General features: G+C 66.4%; 9 protein-coding genes. 5 read left to right on the forward strand and 4 right to left on the reverse strand.

Annotated features, from left to right (window positions below; all coding sequences use genetic code 11):
* Window positions 1-23: 23 nt before the first annotated feature.
* The 4 genes from C8C93_RS06320 to C8C93_RS06335 form a co-directional block, all read right to left on the reverse strand.
* Window positions 24-1,301: a PrpF domain-containing protein gene (locus tag C8C93_RS06320; protein ID WP_199726990.1), complete on the reverse strand. Its 1,278-nt coding sequence runs from the start codon at window positions 1,299-1,301 to the stop codon at window positions 24-26.
* Window positions 1,302-1,336: 35 nt separating this feature from the next.
* Window positions 1,337-3,973: a Fe/S-dependent 2-methylisocitrate dehydratase AcnD gene (gene acnD / locus C8C93_RS06325; RefSeq protein ID WP_121508669.1), complete on the reverse strand. Its 2,637-nt coding sequence runs from the start codon at window positions 3,971-3,973 to the stop codon at window positions 1,337-1,339.
* A gap of 179 nt (window positions 3,974-4,152) precedes the next feature.
* Window positions 4,153-5,310 (reverse strand): 2-methylcitrate synthase, encoded by a 1,158-nt coding sequence (gene prpC, locus C8C93_RS06330; RefSeq protein ID WP_121506288.1) that lies wholly within the window; start codon window positions 5,308-5,310, stop codon window positions 4,153-4,155.
* Entirely contained in the window at window positions 5,307-5,702 is a 396-nt protein-coding gene (locus C8C93_RS06335; protein ID WP_121506289.1) for an acyl-CoA thioesterase, read from the reverse strand. The genes prpC and C8C93_RS06335 overlap by 4 nt, the downstream gene beginning before the upstream one ends.
* 134 nt (window positions 5,703-5,836) lie before the next feature.
* On the opposite strand from C8C93_RS06335, the gene C8C93_RS06340 reads away from it, so the two are divergent.
* The 5 genes from C8C93_RS06340 (at window position 5,837) to ligA (ending at window position 17,780) form a co-directional block, all read left to right on the forward strand.
* Window positions 5,837-7,294 (forward strand): short-chain fatty acyl-CoA regulator family protein, encoded by a 1,458-nt coding sequence (locus C8C93_RS06340; RefSeq protein WP_121508670.1) that lies wholly within the window; start codon window positions 5,837-5,839, stop codon window positions 7,292-7,294.
* 255 nt (window positions 7,295-7,549) lie between these two features.
* Window positions 7,550-10,723 (forward strand): EAL domain-containing protein, encoded by a 3,174-nt coding sequence (locus C8C93_RS06345; protein WP_233559246.1) that lies wholly within the window; start codon window positions 7,550-7,552, stop codon window positions 10,721-10,723.
* A 289-nt stretch (window positions 10,724-11,012) separates the two neighbouring features.
* The gene (smc, locus tag C8C93_RS06350) at window positions 11,013-14,537 is read left to right on the forward strand and encodes a chromosome segregation protein SMC (RefSeq protein WP_121506291.1); all 3,525 of its coding nucleotides are present in this window, start codon (window positions 11,013-11,015) and stop codon (window positions 14,535-14,537) included.
* Window positions 14,538-14,559: 22 nt separating this feature from the next.
* Window positions 14,560-15,678 carry a cell division protein FtsZ gene (locus tag C8C93_RS06355; protein WP_121506292.1) on the forward strand — a complete coding sequence of 373 codons (1,119 nt, stop codon included), beginning with the start codon at window positions 14,560-14,562 and terminating at the stop codon, window positions 15,676-15,678.
* A gap of 14 nt (window positions 15,679-15,692) precedes the next feature.
* A complete protein-coding gene (ligA, locus tag C8C93_RS06360; RefSeq protein ID WP_121506293.1) occupies window positions 15,693-17,780 on the forward strand; it encodes an NAD-dependent DNA ligase LigA in 2,088 nt (695 codons plus the stop codon).
* The last annotated feature ends 5 nt before the right edge of the window (window positions 17,781-17,785 follow it).

Below are 17,785 nucleotides of genomic sequence, written 5' to 3' on the forward strand. Positions count from 1 at the left end.
ACGGGCGGAAGGGGCCGAAAAAATCAAAAAATACCGCCGGGCACACGCACCCAGCCTTCCATCAGGATGCGGGCGCTGCGGCTCATGAGGGCCTTGGTCACTGTCCACTGGCCGTCGGTCTGAACTGCCTCGGCCCCCACACGCAAGGTGCCCGAGGGGTGGCCAAACCGCACGCTGCTGCGCACACCACCACCCGCTGCCAGGTTGACCAGCGTGCCTGGGATGGCTGCCGCCGTGCCAATGGCCACCGCTGCCGTGCCCATCATGGCGTGGTGCAGCTGGCCCATGGAGAGAGCGCGCACCAGCAGGTCGATGTCTTTGGCGTCAATGGCTTTGCCGCTGGAGGCCGTGTAGCTGGCCGGTGGCGCGACGAACGCGATCTTGGGTGTGTGCTGGCGGGTGGCGGCCTGGTTCACGTTCTGGATGAGGCCCATGCGGACGGCGCCGTGCGCGCGGATCGTCTCGAAGCGTGCCAGCGCCGCTGCATCGCCGTTGATGGCCCGCTGCAGCTCGGTGCCGGTGTAACCCAGCTCTTGCGCGTTGAGAAATATGGTGGGGATACCCGCGTTGATCAGCGTGGCGGCGAAGCTGCCGACCCCGGGCACCTCCAAGGTGTCCACCATGTTGCCCGTCGGGAATAACGCCCCCACGCTCCCCACTGCGTGTGGTTCGCTGCCCCCCGAGGGGGCCCTCGCCAGCTTGGGGCGGCCCGGCGCTGTCGAGATGGCTCCCCCGTCATCGCCATCCTCCGCCGGGTCCATGAACTCCAGCGCCACCTCGGCGGCTGCAAAGGTCACGCCGTCCAGCTCGAAGTCGCCCGTCTCCTGCACCTGCCCATGGGCAATGGGCACATGCGCCACGATGGTCTTGCCGATGTTGGCCTGCCAGATGCGGATGGGGATGGTGCCGTCCTGCGGAATCCGCGCCGCATCGATCAGCCCCATGTGGATGGCGCAAGGCCCCACCGCGGCCGAGAGGTTGCCGCAGTTGCCGCTCCAGTCCACGAAGGGCTGGTCGATGGATACCTGGCCAAACAGGTAGTCCACGTCGTGGCCCGGCCGCGTGCTGCGCGACAGGATCACGGCCTTGCTGGTGCTCGACGACGCATTGCCCATGCCGTCGATCTGCTTGCCGTAGGGATCAGGGCTGCCCAGCACGCGCAGCAGCAGGGCATCTCGCGCGGGGCCAGGTTGTTGCGCGGGGGCGGGCAGGTCGTCAAGGCGGAAGAACACGCCTTTGCTGGTGCCGCCGCGCAGGTAGGTGGCGGGAATGCGGATCTGTGGTGCGGAGTGGATGCTCATGAAGAAATATCAAATTTAATAGCGCACAGTGCTTTCTAGACGGGCGCAAGAGCCTGTTTTTGGTCTGCATTCTTGGCAAGAAAGTCTTGCGCAAAGCGCTGCAGCACGCCGCCCGCCTGGTAGATGGAGACCTCTTCGGCGGTGTCGAGGCGGCATGTCATGGGCACCCGGGTAACTTCACCATTTTTGCGGCGGATGACCAGGGTGAGGTGGGCACGGGGTTGCATGTCTCCCTCCACGCCATACACCTCTGTCCCATCCAGCCCCAGCGTGATGCGGTTGACTCCCGCTTCAAACTCCAGTGGCAACACCCCCATGCCAATCAGGTTGGTGCGGTGGATGCGCTCGAAGCCCTCGGCCACCACCACCTCCACACCCGCCAGCCGCACACCCTTGGCAGCCCAGTCGCGGCTGGACCCCTGGCCGTAGTCGGCACCGGCAATGATGATGAGCGGCTGGCGGCGGTTCAGGTACGTTTCCATGGCCTCCCACATGCGCATGACCTGGCCTTCGGGCTCCACGCGGGCGAGTGATCCCTTTTTCACTTTGCCATTCACCACGGCCATCTCGTTGACGAGCTGCGGGTTGGCAAACGTGGCGCGCATGGCCGTGAGGTGGTCGCCCCGGTGCGTGGCGTAGGAGTTGAAGTCCTCCTCGGGCACGCCCATGTGGGCCAGGTATTCGCCCGCTGCGCTGTTCCGCAGGATGGCGTTGGATGGCGACAGGTGGTCGGTGGTGATGTTGTCGGGCAGGATGGCCAGCGGGCGCATGCCCTGCAGGGTGCGCGGGTGGGCGGCCAGCGCGCCGATGCCCTCGGTGTCCCAGTAGGGCGGGCGGCGGATGTAGGTGGACTGCGTTCGCCAGCCGTACTGCGGCGAGACGCGCTGGCCATCGCCCGGTCGGATGGCGAACATGGGCTCGTACACGGCGCGGTACTGCGCGGGCTTCACGGCAGCTTTCACCACGACGTCGATTTCTGCGTCGCTGGGCCACAGGTCTTTGAGGCGAATCGCCTGGCCGTCCACCACCGCCAGCACGTCCTTTTCGATGTCAAAACGCACCGTGCCCGCAATCGCATAGGCCACGACCAGCGGGGGCGAGGCCAGGAAGGCCTGCTTGGCATAGGGGTGGATGCGCCCGTCGAAATTGCGGTTGCCCGAAAGCACGGCGGTGGCGTACAGGTCACGGTCAATGATCTCCTGCTGGATGGCAGGGTCCAGCGCGCCACTCATCCCGTTGCAGGTGGTGCAGGCAAAGCCGACGATGCCAAAGCCGAGCTTTTCCAGGTCGGCCAGCAAGCCCGCTTCCTTCAAATACAGCTCCACCGCCTTGGAGCCGGGCGCCAGCGAGGTCTTGACCCAGGGCTTGCGCGTGAGGCCCAGCCGGTTGGCGTTGCGCGCCAGCAGCGCGGCGGCGATCACGTTGCGCGGGTTGCTGGTGTTGGTGCAGCTGGTGATGGCGGCAATGACCACGGCGCCATCGGGCATCGTGCCCTCCTGTGGTGCGGGCATGGCCCAGGGGCCCGCGATGCCTTGGGCCGCCAGGTCGGACGTGGCCACGCGCGCATGCGGGTTGGAGGGGCCGGCCAGGTTGCGCACCACGCTCGACAGGTCGAACACCAGGTTGCGTGCGTAGACAGCGTCTTTGAGGGTGTCGGACCACAATCCCGCTGCCTTGGCATAGGTCTCGACCAGCTTCACTTGTTCCGCCTCGCGGCCCGTCAGCGTCAGATACTCCAGCGTCTGTTCGTCGATGCTGAACAAGGCCGCCGTGGCACCGTATTCGGGCGCCATGTTCGAGATGGTGGCGCGGTCGCCAATCGTGAGCTTGGCTGCGCCTTCGCCAAAGAACTCCAGGTACGCCCCCACCACCTTGGCCTTGCGCAAAAACTCGGTGAGCGCCAGCACCACATCGGTGGCGGTGATGCCGTCCTGGCGCTGGCCGGTCAGCTCCACGCCCACAATCTCGGGCAGCCGCATCATCGATGCACGCCCCAGCATCACGTTCTCGGCCTCCAGACCGCCCACGCCGATGGCGATCACGCCCAGCGCATCCACATGCGGTGTGTGGCTGTCGGTGCCCACGCAGGTGTCGGGGTAGGCCACGCCCTGGTCGGCGTGGACCACGGGCGACATTTTTTCCAGATTGATCTGGTGCATGATCCCGTTCCCCGCCGGGATCACATCCACGTTGGCGAAGGCTTTTTTGGTCCACTCGATGAAGTGGAAGCGGTCTTCGTTGCGGCGGTCTTCGATGGCGCGGTTCTTGGCGAAGGCATCGGGGTCGAACCCGCCACATTCCACGGCCAGGGAATGGTCCACGATGAGCTGCACTGGCACGACGGGGTTCACCTGGGCCGGGTCGCCGCCCTCCTTGGCAATCGCATCGCGCAGGCCCGCCAGATCCACCAGCGCCGTCTGGCCCAGGATGTCGTGGCACACCACGCGCGCCGGGTACCAGGGAAAGTCGCGGTCGCTGCGGCACTCGACGAGCTGGCGCAGGCAATCTTCGATGGTGGTCGGGTCGGCGCGGCGCACGATGTTTTCGGCAAACACGCGGGCGGTGTAGGGCAGGGTGGCCCAGGCGCCGGGTTGCAGGGCTTCGACGGCGGCGAGGGCGTCAAAGTAGTCCAGGGCGGTGCCGGGCAAGGGGCGGCGGAATTGGGTGTTCATCATAGGGTGGGCTGGCGGAATATTTTGGCGCCCGGCTGCTCACTCCCCTCTCCCCTCGCGGGAGAGGGGTTGGGGGAGAGGGGGCGGTTGCATGGTGACGCTGTGCTGGTTCGCCCCCTCTCCCCGGTCGTCTCCCGCGAGGGGAGAGGGAGGAAGAAAGAGGCAAGGGGGCGTGGGCGTTAAGCGCGGTGTTCGATGGGCACAAACACCAGGTCTTCCGGCCCGGTGTAATTCGCACTCGGCCGGATGATCTTGTTGTCGATGCGTTGCTCGATGATGTGTGCCGCCCAGCCGCTGGTGCGTGCGATGACGAACAGCGGAGTGAACATGGCGGTAGGCACACCCATCATGTGGTAGCTCACGGCGCTGAACCAGTCGAGGTTGGGGAACATCTTTTTGACATCCCACATCACCGTCTCCAGCCGCTCGGCAATGTCATACATCTTGGTGCTGCCAGCCTCTTGCGACAAGTTGTGCGCAACGCCTTTGATGACCACATTGCGTGGGTCGCTCACGGTGTAGACCGGGTGGCCGAAGCCAATGACCACCTCCTTGGCCTCCACGCGGCGGCGGATGTCGGCCTCGGCTTCGTCCGGGCTGTCGTAGCGTTTCTGGATCTCGAAAGCCACCTCGTTGGCACCACCATGCTTGGGGCCCCGCAGCGCGCCGATGGCGCCGGTGATGGCCGAATACATGTCGCTGCCCGTGCCCGCCACCACGCGGGCGGTGAAGGTGCTGGCGTTGAACTCGTGCTCGGCGTACAGGTTCAGCGAGGTGTGCATCGCACGCTCCCAGGCCGCGCTGGGCTTGGAGCCGTGCAGCAGGTGCAAGAAGTGCGCACCGATGGAGTCGTCATCGGTCTCCACCTCGATGCGACGGCCCGAGCTGGCCCAGTGGTGCCAATAGAGCAGCATGGAGCCCAGCGACGCCATCAACCGGTCGGCAATGTCGCGCGCGCCCGGCAGGTTGTGGTCGTCCTTTTCAGGCAGCGCACAGCCCAGGGCCGAGACGCCTGTGCGCATCACGTCCATGGGGTGGCTGGCGGCGGGCAACTGTTCTAGCGCCTGCTTCACACTCATCGGCAGGCCGCGCAGCGCCTTGAGCTTGGCCTTGTAGGCGCGCAGTTCGGCACGAGTGGGCAGCTTGCCATGCACCAGCAGGTGGGCGATTTCTTCAAACTCGCAGACCTCCGCAATGTCGAGGATGTCGTAGCCCCGGTAGTGCAGGTCGTTGCCCGTGCGGCCTACGGTGCACAGGGCGGTGTTGCCCGCCGTCACGCCTGAGAGCGCGACGGACTTCTTGGGCTTGAAGCCCGGGGTTTCAACGGTGGTAGTCATGCGGTCTCCAGGTTTACATATGTGTTGGTGATGGCAGCGGGGCGGCCTTTGCCATCCACCGCCACCATTTCAAAAATCCCCTTCAGCACTTCGTCCTGGGGCGAACCCAGCGTGGCGGCCAGACCGGTCACGCACACGGTGAGCGAGCTGCGGCCGACGCGGGTGACCCAGGCGCGGAGCGTGAGCACATGGCCCACGGGCACGGGGGCCAGAAAACGCACGTCGGTCACGCCCGCCATCACCACATCGCGTTGTGCGGCGCCGCGCGCTGCCAGAAACGCCGCCTTGGCCATGAGCTGCAGGGCGTTGCCGCCAAACAGCGTGCCGTAGTGGTTGGCTTCGGCGGGGAAGACGATTTCCGTCAGCTCGACGGTGCCAGTGGGGGTTGCCATGCTTCGCAATTTACGCACAATGGCACCCCTCTGTAAGGGCTGAATTGGCGAATGATTGCGAATGCAAAACCGTCAATTTGCAAATATTGCGAATGATGGTGAAGGTGCTGCGAAGCACCACTGAGAAAGATGGAATGAAAAAAACCTTCATGGGTGTGCGCTTGCGCCGCCTGCGCGAAGAGCGCGGCATGACCCAGGTGGCGCTGGCCCGGGCGCTGGACCTGTCGGCCAGTTACCTGAACCAGCTGGAGCAAAACCAGCGCCCGCTCACCGTGCCTGTGCTGCTCAAGATCAACGCGGTGTTCGGCGTGGACGTGCAGCGCTTCTCAGACGACGATGAGGCGCGCCTCATCACGGGCCTGCGCGAGGTGTTGGCCGACTTGCCTGCCGGGGTGGGGGGGGAGGGCGCGGGCGATGCCGTGTCTCTGGCAGAGATCCGCGAGCTGGCCGCAGGCATGCCCGCTGTGGCGCGCACGCTGCTGGCGTTGCACCAGCGGCACCGTCAGGCGCTGGAGCGCCTGGCCGCCCTGGGCAATGACCGGGGCGGCGAGGGCACCGTGGCCCACCATCCGCCCATGGCTTATGAAGAAGTGCGTGACTTCTTCTTTGCGCGCCAGAACCACATTGCCGAGCTGGACGACGCGGCCGAACGCTGTGCCGCCGACTGGGGCCTGCTGCCCGGCCGGTCCGATGAGGCGCTGGCCCAACGCCTGCTCGTGGCCCACGGGGTGCGCGTGGTGGATGTGGCCGACCTGCCTGGCCAGGCGCAGCGCGTGTTCCAGGCCGAGGCCGGGCTGCTGCAGCTGGCGGCGGGGTTGGAGCGCGGGCAGCGCGCGTTTCAGATGGCGACGCAGCTTGCGTTTCTGGAGCAGGGCGCCGAGCTGCAGCGCTTGGCCGACAGCGCCGGGTTGTCCAGCGACCAGGCCCGGGCGCTGGCGCGCATCGGTCTGGCCAACTACTTTGCGGGAGCGCTGGTGTTGCCCTACACGGCCTTTTTGCGGGCGGCCGAAGCGGCGCACTACGACATCGACCGGTTGGGCCAGCAGTTTGGCGTGGGTTTCGAGACGGTGTGCCACCGCCTGTCCACGCTGCAGCGGCCCAGTGCGCGCGGTGTGCCGTTCTTCTTTATCCGGGTGGACCGCGCGGGCAACATCAGCAAGCGGCAGTCGGCCACACACTTTCACTTCAGCAAGATCGGCGGCACCTGCCCGCTGTGGAATGTGTACGAAGCCTTCGCACAGCCAGGCCGCATCGTGCCGCAGGTGGCACGCATGCCCGACGGCCGCGCCTACCTGTGGGTGGCGCGCACCGTAGCGCGCAGCGGGGGAGGGTGGGGCGTGCCAGGCAAGGAGTTCTCCGTGGCGTTGGGCTGCGACATCCGCCACGCACCGCAGCTGGTGTATTCGCGCGGGCTGGACCTGGCCGACCCGGATGCGGCAGTGCCGATTGGCATGGGCTGCAAGGTGTGTGAGCGCGACGGCTGCCCGCAGCGGGCGTTTCCCCCCATAGGGCGCGCGCTGGATGTGAACGAGAATCGAAGCCGCTTTGCGCCCTACCCGGTGGCGGGCCGCCAGGGGCAGACACTCTCTTGACCTGGGTTATGAAAACCGCTCATCAATTCATAGCTGTCGACGCATGAGGGTGTTGCGCTGACGGCACTTTCTACCAAATAACTGATTGGTAACCAGTTGTTGTGCCGCCGCTTGCTCCAACGGATGGCAGATTGCCGCTATCCTGCGCTTTGCCCGAATCCTTGGTGCGGCTGCCATGGCACATACCCATAACGCAGGTACCTTTGTCCAGGCTCTGCTCTGATACCGAATGCCAACGCCCACCCGCCCCACGCCATGGCCCCACTGACGCAAAACGGTCGATACCGGCACTGGATGGCCGGGTTGGGCGTGGCTGTGCTCGGCGTAACGGTGAGCCTTTGGCTGGCCTGGCAGCAGGCCGACTCTGTGGCCCAGGTCGGGCGCGCGCGGTTCATGCAGGAGGCGCGCGGGTTTGCCGATGCGCTGAGCCAGCGCATCGAAGGGCATACCGAAGTCGTCAACGGCCTGCGCGGCCTGTTCACGGCGAATCCCCACCTCACGCGCCTGGAGTTTGAGCGCGCGGCCAGCGACCTGGAGGTGGGCCAGCGCTACCCCGGTGTGCGCAACCTGTCGTTCACCCGCTGGGTGCCTGGCGCCGAGCGGGCCGCCTACGAAGCCCGCGTGCGTGCCGACACTTCGCTGACCTCCCAGGGCTACCCCAACTTCACCATCCGGCCGCCGGGCGAACGGGCGGAATACTTTGTGGCCGAATACCTGTGGCCCATGGCAGGCAACGAAGGTGTGCTGGGCTTTGACATCAGCAGCCAGCCCACCAATCTGGCCGCCATGCAGTACAGCCGGGACAGCGGCCACACCGTGGTCTCTGCCCCGTTTGATTTGCTGCAGGAAGAAACACACCGCCAGGGATTCGTGATCCGCGTGCCGGTTTTCGACTACACGGCGGGCACGCCGGAGCCCCGCTTCCTGGGGGCCGTGGCATCCACCATCCGGGTGTATGACCTGGTGCAGGCGCTGGGCAGCCAGGGCCTGCTCAACGGAATCGTCGTTTCCATGGCCGACCATGGTTCGGTGCGGGCAGGCTCTGCCGACTCCACGGTGCGGCCCTTGCTGGCGCAGTCTTCGGCGGCATTGCCGGGTGCGCAGCCGTTTGTGCGCGACCTGCAGGTGCATGACCGGCGCTGGCGACTGACCTTCTACCCGGCGCGCTCGTTCCTTTCGCCCTCCGAGGCGCGGCTGCCTGTGCTGGTGGGGCTGGGCGGTGCGCTGGTCTCCTTGCTGCTGGCGTCTACCGTGGGCCTGCTGGTGCGCCAGCGCACGCTGGCCCTCGCACGGGCCCAGGTGTCCGAAGATGCCCGGCGCGAAAGCGAAGAACGGTTTCATGCCCTGTTCAACCAGGCCAGCGTGGGCGTGGCGCTGCTGGACACCACCACCGGCCGATTTCTGCGCGCCAACCAGCGCTATTGCGACATCGTGGGCTACAGCCCTGAGGAGATGGCTGCGCTCCATGTCCAGGCCCTCATCCATCCTGACGACCTGGAGGCCGACACACAGCACCTGGAACGCCTCAAGAAAGGCGAGGTGCCCGAGTACCGGCTCGAAAAGCGCTACCTCCACAAGAGCGGGCACATCGTGTGGGTGGACCTCACGGTGTCGCCCATGTGGGTACCCGGGGCCCGGCCTGACCACCACATCGCGGTGGTGCAGGACATCACCGCGCGCAAGCGCATGGAAGACACCCTGCGCAGCAACGAGCACCGGCTGCGCGGCATCCTGGAACGCCTGCCCATGGGCCTGTGCCTGGTTCAGACCGACGGCCGCATCAGTTTTCGCAACGACCGCTACGTGCAGATCTGCGGCTACACGTCGCAAGACGTTCCGGACGTGGAAACCTGGTGGCAGCGCGCTTACCCCGACGAATCTGAACGCACCGCTGTCCACGATGCCTGGCGCCAGGCCGCAAAGCAGGCCGTGGCGGGCGACGGGGTGATACCCGCCCGCGAATACACCATTCGCTGTGCCGACGGCACACGGCGGCCCGTCGAGGTGTCGGGAGTTGTGGTGGAGGGCGGGCACCTTGTCACCATGCAGGACCTGAGTCAGCGCAAGGCGGCCGAGGAAGAGATCAACAACCTGGCCTACTACGACCCGCTCACCCGCTTGCCCAACCGCCGCCTGCTCATGGACCGGTTGCAGCAGGCGTTGGCCACCAGTGCCCGCCACCAGCGCAGCGGCGCCTTGCTGCTGCTGGATCTGGACAATTTCAAGACACTGAACGAAACCCGGGGCCACGACAGCGGCGACAACCTGCTGCTGCAGGTGGCCCACCGGCTGCGCAATTGCGTGCACGAGGACGACACCGTGGCCCGCCAGGGGGGCGACGAGTTTGTGGTGGTGCTGGAAGACCTGGGCGACAACCCCGAGGAGGCTGCGGCCCGCAGCGAAGAGGTGGGTCAGCGCATCCTGACCGCCCTGCGCGAGCCCTACGTGCTCAACGGCGCGGCGCACCACAGCTCGCTGAGCATGGGGGTCACCATTTTCAGCGGCATGCGCGAGACGGTCGACGAGCTGCTCAAGCGGGCCGACCTGGCGCTCTACCAGGCCAAAAATGCGGGCCGCGACACCCTGCGCTTTTACGACCCCCAGATGCAGGCTGCTGTCAGCGCGCGCGCCGCGCTGGAGCTGGACATGCGCATCGGCCTGGCGCAGGGCCAGTTCGAGCTGTACTACCAGCCGCAGATCGACCGGGGCCGCATCACGGGGGCCGAGGCGCTGCTGCGCTGGCGCCATCCCCGCGACGGCTTTGTCTCGCCTGCGCATTTCATTCCGCTGGCGGAAGAGACCGGCCTCATCCTTCCGCTGGGTGAATGGGTGCTCCAGGCGGCCTGCGCGCAACTGGCCCGCTGGGCGCGGCACGCCGACCTGGCGGGTTTGGGGCTGGCCGTGAACGTGAGCCCGCGCCAGTTCCACCAGGCCGGTTTTGTGGCCCAGGTGCTGGCAGCACTGGCCAGCTCAGGCGCGCAGGGGCCGCAGCTCAAGCTGGAACTGACCGAAGGCCTGCTGCTGCAGGACGTGGAAGACACGATCGAGAAGATGGGCCAGCTCAAGGGCTATGGTGTGGGCTTCTCGCTGGACGACTTTGGTACCGGGTACTCGTCGCTGGCCTACCTCAAGCGCCTGCCGCTGGACCAGCTCAAGATCGACCAAAGTTTTGTGCGCGACGTGCTCACCGACCCCAACGACGCCGCCATCGCCCGCACCGTGGTGGCCCTGGGCACCAGCCTGGGCCTGCGCGTGATCGCCGAAGGGGTGGAAACCGAGGCCCAGCGCGAGTTTCTGGAGCGCCACAACTGCCACGCCTGGCAGGGCTACCTCTTCAGCCCGCCCGTACCCGTGGCCGAGTTTGAGGCACTGGTGCGCAAAACCAATGGGGTGGATGCGCAGGACCCGCAGGACGCACACGGCGCGTAACCCAGGAACGCTGCCCCCATCCGGCCCCGGGCCTTGCTGGCACTGCTGCAGAATATCAATATTCATAGCGTGAAATCGTTGCTGGATAAGCGGTAGGGCCTGTTTTTTCCAAATGTTTCTGTCGCACCCTCGCTCTGGCGTCTGGGCATGCTGCCAAGGGCCCGTGGTCATCGGGCGGCGCGGTATCATTCCGCCCTTGCTGCGGCCTGCGTGTTCCGGCCCGGAACGTCCGTCTGGCGCCACTTTTTGCACCCCAGCCTTCTTCCTCTTTTTGCCCGCCCCCTGACCCGTGCGTCTCACCTCGATCAAACTTTCCGGTTTCAAGTCGTTCGCTGAACCCACCAACTTCATGCTGCCCGGGCAACTGGTCGGCGTGGTGGGCCCGAACGGCTGCGGCAAGTCCAACATCATGGATGCGGTGCGCTGGGTGCTGGGCGAGAGCAAGGCCAGCGAGCTGCGTGGCGAGTCCATGCAGGACGTGATCTTCAGCGGCACCACTACCCGCAAGCAGGCCAGCCGCGCCAGTGTGGAGCTGGTCTTCGACAACTCCGACCACCGCGCGGGCGGGCAGTGGGGCCAGTACGGCGAGGTGGCCGTGCGCCGCGTGCTCACGCGTGACGGCACCAGCAGCTACTACCTCAACAACCAGCCCGTGCGCCGCCGCGACGTGCAGGACGTGTTCCTGGGTACGGGCCTGGGGCCCCGTGCCTACGCCATCATCGGCCAGGGCACCATCAGCCGCATCATCGAAAGCCGCCCTGAGGAACTGCGCCTGTTCCTCGAAGAGGCTGCGGGCGTCTCCAAATACAAGGAGCGTCGCCGCGAGACCGAAAACCGCCTGTCGGATACGCGCGAGAACCTCACGCGGGTTGAAGACATCCTGCGCGAGCTGAACGCCAACCTCGAAAAGCTCGAAAAGCAGGCCGAGGTGGCCGCCAAGTACAACACCCTGCAGGCCGACGCAACGCTCAAGCAGCACCAGCTGTGGTTTTTGAAGCGGGCCGAGGCCGAGGAGCAGCAGAACAAGGTGCGCCTGGACGGCCTGCAGGCCGTGAACGACCTGGAATCGCGCATGGCCGATCTGCGCGCGGTGGAGTCTGATCTCGAAACCATCCGCCAGGCCCACTACGCCGCTGGCGACCAGGTGAACCAGGCCCAGGGCAAGCTTTATGAAGCCACGGCCGAGGTCGGCAAGCTCGAAGCCGAGATCCGCTACGTGATAGAAGGCCGCCAGCGCGTGGAGCAGCGCCTGGTCACGCTGGCCGAGCAGATCGCCCAGTGGCAGGCCCGCAAGGAAGAGGCCTATATTGAGCTCGAAAACCTGGCCGGTGCCGGTGTGGACGCCGAAGAACGCGCCGAGATGCTGGCCGCCCAGGTGGAAGAGCAGGCCATGCAGCTGCCCGACCTGGAAGAGGCCCTGCGCCAGGCGCAAAGCCGCACGGCCGAGCAACGGACTGCCGTGGTGCAGGTCCAACAGCAGATTGGCGTGCTCGCTGCCGAGCAGCGCAGCTTTGACGAACAAAGCCGCCAGCTCGACGCCCGCTTTGAGCGCCTGCGCACCGACCGCAACGCGCTGGCCGCGCCCGACGAAGCCCGCCTGACCAACCTGCGCGAGCAGCTCGAAGAAGCGCAAGAGATCGCAGAAACGACCGAAGCCCGCCTGCACGAGCTGCAGGAGTCCGTACCCCAGCTCGACGACGACCGCCGCGCGCGCCAGCAGGCCGTCAACACCGAAAGCGCCCGTCAGGCCGACCTGTCGGCCCGCATGGAGGCCCTCAAGGCGCTGCAGGAAAAGGTCAAGACCGACGGCAAGCTGCGCCCCTGGCTCGCCAAGCACGGGCTCGACGGCCTGCAAGGCCTGTGGAGCCGCATCCACATCGAGCCCGGCTGGGAAAACGCGCTGGAAGCTGCATTGCGCGAGCGCCTGGCCGCCTTGGAAGTAGGGCGCCTGGACATGGTGCGCGGCTTCCTGGGCTCCGGCGGCAACGATGCACCGCCCGCGCGCCTGGCCTTCTACAGCGCCCCCGCCGCGGGCCACCCCGAAAGCTCGTCACCCCATGCCCGCCTGTCCGACCTGCTGCGCCTGAACGACGCTGGCCTGCGGGCCGTGTTGGTGGACTGGCTGCAAGGCTGCTACACCGCGCCCACCCTGGACGACGCTTTGGCCCGCCGCAGCACGCTGCAGCCCGGCGAAGTGGTGTTTGTGCCCACAGGCCATGCCGTCAGCGCCCACAGCGTGAGCTTTTATGCGCAGGACTCTGAGCAGTCCGGTATGCTGGCCCGCGCGCAGGAGATCGAGCACCTCGAAAAGGAATTGCGCGCGCAGGCGCTGATCGCCGAAGAATCACGCACCGCGTTGGTCCGTGCGGAAGCGGCCTATGCCGATGCCTCGCAGCGCCTCGTGGCCGCACGCCGCGAAGCCACCGAAACACAAAGCCGCGCCCACGAGCTGCAGGTCGAAACCCTGCGCCTGACCCAGCTGGCCGAGCAGACCCGCGCCCGCAGCGCGCAGATCGACGGCGACCTGGCCGAGGTCGAAGCCCAGCTGGCCGACCTGCAGGAGCGCCGCGTGGCCGCCGAGGCACGCTTTGAAGAACTGGACATGCAGCTGGCCGACAGCCAGGAGCGCGAGGCCCAGCTGGGCGACAAGGTCATCGAAGCCGAGCGCAAACTCACCGCCTGCCGCGAGCAGCAGCGCACGCTGGAGCGCCAGGCGCAGGAGGCCACGTTTTCGCAGCGCAGCCTGGAGGCGCGCCGGGGCGAACTCAACCGCTCCATCGAAACTGCCACCCAGCAGGCCAAGGCCCTGGCTGACGAAGAGCAGCGCGCACGCGATGAGCTTGCCCGCCTGTCGGATGCGGCTGCGCAAGGCGGCCTGCAGGCCGCGCTGGAAGTGAAGATGGAGCGCGAAAAGGCGCTCGCCGCCCAGCGCAGCGAATACGACGATCTGACGACCAAGCTGCGCGCCAGCGATGAACGCCGCATGCAGCTCGAACGTGCGCTCGACCCGCTGCGCGCGCGCATCACCGAATTCCAGCTCAAGGAGCAGGCCGCGCGCCTGGGCCTGGAGCAGTACACCACCTTGCTGACCGACGCCCAGGCCGACCTCGAAGCCGTGGCCCAGTCGATCACTGAAGGCAATGTGCGCGTGGGTGGCCTGCAAAGCGAAATCGACCGCCTGCACCGCGAGATCGCCGCCCTGGGCGCCGTGAACCTGGCAGCGCTGGACGAACTGAAGCTGGCCAGCGAACGCAAGATCTTCCTCGATGCGCAAACCGCCGACCTGACCGAGGCCATGAACACGCTGGAAGACGCGATCCGCAAGATCGATGGCGAAACACGCCAGCTGCTCTCAGGCACTTTCGATACGGTCAACGGCCACTTCGGGCGCATGTTCCCCGAGCTGTTTGGCGGCGGCCAGGCCAAGCTCATCATCACGGGCGACGAAATCCTTGACTCCGGCGTGCAGGTGATGGCCCAGCCACCCGGCAAGAAGAACCAGACCATTCACCTGCTGTCGGGGGGCGAAAAGGCCCTCACGGCCATCGCACTGGTGTTTGCCATCTTCCAGCTCAACCCCGCGCCTTTCTGCCTGCTGGACGAGGTGGACGCGCCGCTGGACGACGCCAATACCGAGCGTTATGCCAAGCTCGTGTCCAGCATGAGCAAGGGCACGCAGTTTTTGTTCATCAGCCACAACAAGATTGCGATGGAAATGGCCGAACAACTGATCGGCGTGACCATGCAGGAGCAGGGTGTGTCGCGCATCGTGGCGGTGGACATGGAGTCCGCGCTTTCGATGGCCGACGCCTGAAAAACTCAAATTCTCTGAACCCATGAGTACATTGCAACTGAGTCTGGCCATCATCGGCGGTCTGGTGCTGGCCCTTATCGTGGCCTACAACACCTGGACCTCGCGCCGCAATGCGCCCAAGCGCGCGCTGCCGCAAGAGCCCGTGGATCCCGCCGGTGAGCCGGTCCAGCGCCAGGAGCCCGGCTTCGATGCGGGGGCTGCCGTGGCAGTACCACCGGGTGAGTTTCACGGCCTCGACCGGGGCCCCGATCCCTTGGAGCATGCGGTCGATGCCGATGAGGCCCTGCAGCTGCCCGTGCCACCGTTTTCGCTGGAGCGCCGCCCCGGGCTCGATCCGCTCATCGACGTCATTGCATCGCTGCAGCCCGAGCATGTGGTGTCGGGCGATGCTGCCCTGGCCGCGCTGCCGCCGACCCGCCGCGCAGGCAGCAAGCCGTTCGCCATCGAAGGCCTTAACGAAGCGAACCAGCAGTGGGAAACCCCTGCACCGGGCCAGCGCTACCAGAGCTTCCAGGCCGGCGTGCAGCTGGCCAACCGCATGGGCGCGCTCAACGAGATCGAGTTCTCCGAGTTCGTCGTCAAGGCCCAGGCGTTTGCCGACGCCATCAATGCCGCCCCCGACTTCCCCGACATGCTGCAGGAAGTGGCCCGCGCCCGCGAGCTGGACCAGTTCGCCAGCGACCACGACGCCCAGCTCATGTTCATGCTGCGCGCCCGCCAAGCCGCCTGGAGCCCCGGCTACGTGCAGCAGAACGCCGCCCGCCTGGGCTTTGTGCCCGGTGCCATGCCTGGCCGCCTGGTGCTGCCTGCCAGCGCACAGGGCTTGCCGCCCCTGCTCACGCTGGGCTACGACACCCAGGCTGCGCTGGCCGAAGACCCTGACCAGTCCGCCATCCGCGACATCACTCTGAGCCTGGACGTGGCACAAGTCCACCGTACCGAACAACCCTTTGCGCGCCTGCGCGACGTAGGGGCCGCGCTGTGCGACGCGATGGATGGGGTGCTCTGCGACCAGAACGGCCAGCCGCTGCCCGCGATGGCCATGGACCCGATTGCTGCGGACCTGGAGCTGCTGTACGACCAGTTGGATGGACGCGACCTGTCGGCAGGTTCTGTATTGGCCCGGCGCCTCTTCAGTTGAGCGTTGGTACGGTCATGACCGACAATTTGGACCTTTTTTCGGCTCCAGCGCCCGCAGATCAAGCGCAACCAGCTATCAAAATCAAAGCACTGCGCAACCAGCTCAACCACTGGGCGCACCAGTACTACGTGCTGGACGAACCCACGGTGCCCGATGCCGAATACGACCGTGTGTTCCGCGAGTTGCAGGCGCTGGAGGCCGCGCACCCCGACCTCGTCACCCCCGATTCGCCCACGCAGCGCGTGATTGGTGCGGTGATGGAGGGCTTGGCATCGGTGCGCCACGCGGTGCCCATGCTCAGCATCCACACCGAAACCGACACCGAGGCCACCGGCGCGCAGGCGTTTGATGCCCGCGTGCGGCGCGAGCTGGGCCTGTCGGAATCGGACCCTGCCATCGAATACGTGGCCGAGCCCAAGTTTGACGGCCTGGCCATGAGCCTGCGCTATGAAAACGGCCGCCTGGTGCAGGCCGCTACGCGCGGTGATGGCGAGGTGGGCGAGGACGTGACGCACAACATCCGCACGATCCGGCAGATACCCCTCACGCTGCCTGGCGGTGTACCGCCGCTGCTCGAAGTACGTGGCGAGGTCTACATGCGCCGCGCAGACTTTGATGCTCTCAACGAGCGCCAGCGGGAGCAGGGCGGCAAGACCTTTGTGAACCCACGCAACGCCGCAGCGGGTGCTGTGCGCCAGCTCGACTCTGGCATCACCGCCCAGCGCCCCTTGAGCTTTTTTGCCTATGGCCTGGGCGCCATCACGCCGCCCGGCGATGGCGGGCCGGTGTTCCGCACGCACTACGAGATGCTGCAGACGCTGAAGTCCTGGGGTTTTCCAGTTGCAGCGCAGGTGCAGATTGCGGTAGGCGCTACTGAATTGGTAGCATTTCACCAGCAGGTGGGCGCCAGCCGCGATGCGCTGCCGTACGACATCGACGGTGTGGTCTACAAGGTCAATTCCCTGCAGTTGCAGCGCGACCTGGGCTTTAAGACCCGCGAGCCGCGCTGGGCCGTGGCGCACAAGTACCCTGCCCAGGAGATGGCCACGAGGATCGAAGGCATCGACGTACAGGTAGGCCGCACCGGCAAGATCACGCCGGTCGCACGCCTTGCGCCAGTGTTTGTGGGCGGTGTCACCGTCACCAATGCCACGCTGCACAACCTGTTCGAGATTCGCAAGAAGGGCGTGCGCGTGGGCGACACCGTCATCGTGCGCCGCGCGGGCGATGTGATTCCCGAGGTGGTGGGCGTGATGCCGGGCAAGCGCACGGGCTATGTGCCCAACTTCCGCATGCCCGCAGCCTGCCCCGTGTGCGGTAGCGATGTGGTCCGCGAAAAGGGCGAAGCCAACCACCGCTGCACGGGTGGCCTGTTCTGCGCCGCACAGCGCAAGGAGGCCATCCTGCACTTCGCCGCGCGCCGCGCGATGGACATCGAAGGCCTGGGCGACAAGTTGGTGGACCAGCTGGTGGACGCCAACGTGATCCGTACGCTGCCCGACCTGTACCGGCTGGGCCTCACGTCGCTCATCGCGCTGGAGCGCATGGCCGAGAAGTCGGCCCAGAACGTACTGGCTGCGCTCGAAAAATCCAAGCAGACCACCTTGCCGCGCTTCCTGTTCGGCCTGGGGCTGCGCCATGTGGGCGAGGCCACGGCCAAGGACCTCGCTCGGCACTTTGGCACGCTGGACGCCATCATGGATGCGAGCGTGGAGCAGTTGCTGGAGGTGAACGATGTGGGCCCCGTGGTGGCACAGAGCCTGCACACCTTCTTCCAGCAGCCGCACAACCGTGAGGTGGTCGAGCAACTGCGCGCCTGCGGCGTGACCTGGCCCGAAGGCCCGGTGGCCGAGCGTGCCCCGCAGATCCTGGCGGGTAAAACCGTGGTGCTGACCGGCACCTTGCCCACCCTGAGCCGCGACGCGGCCAAGGACATGCTGGAAGCCGCTGGCGCCAAGGTGGCCGGTTCGGTCAGCAAGAAGACCAGCTATGTGGTGGCGGGCGCCGAGGCCGGCAGCAAATTGGCCAAGGCCGAAGAGCTTGGCGTGCCCGTGCTGGACGAAGCCGGCATGCTGGCCCTGCTGTCGGGCACAGGCGCCTGAAGCAA

The sequence above is a fragment of the Acidovorax sp. 93 genome, from assembly GCF_003633835.1.
In the GTDB taxonomy this organism is placed as follows: Bacteria; Pseudomonadota; Gammaproteobacteria; order Burkholderiales; family Burkholderiaceae_C; genus Acidovorax; species Acidovorax facilis.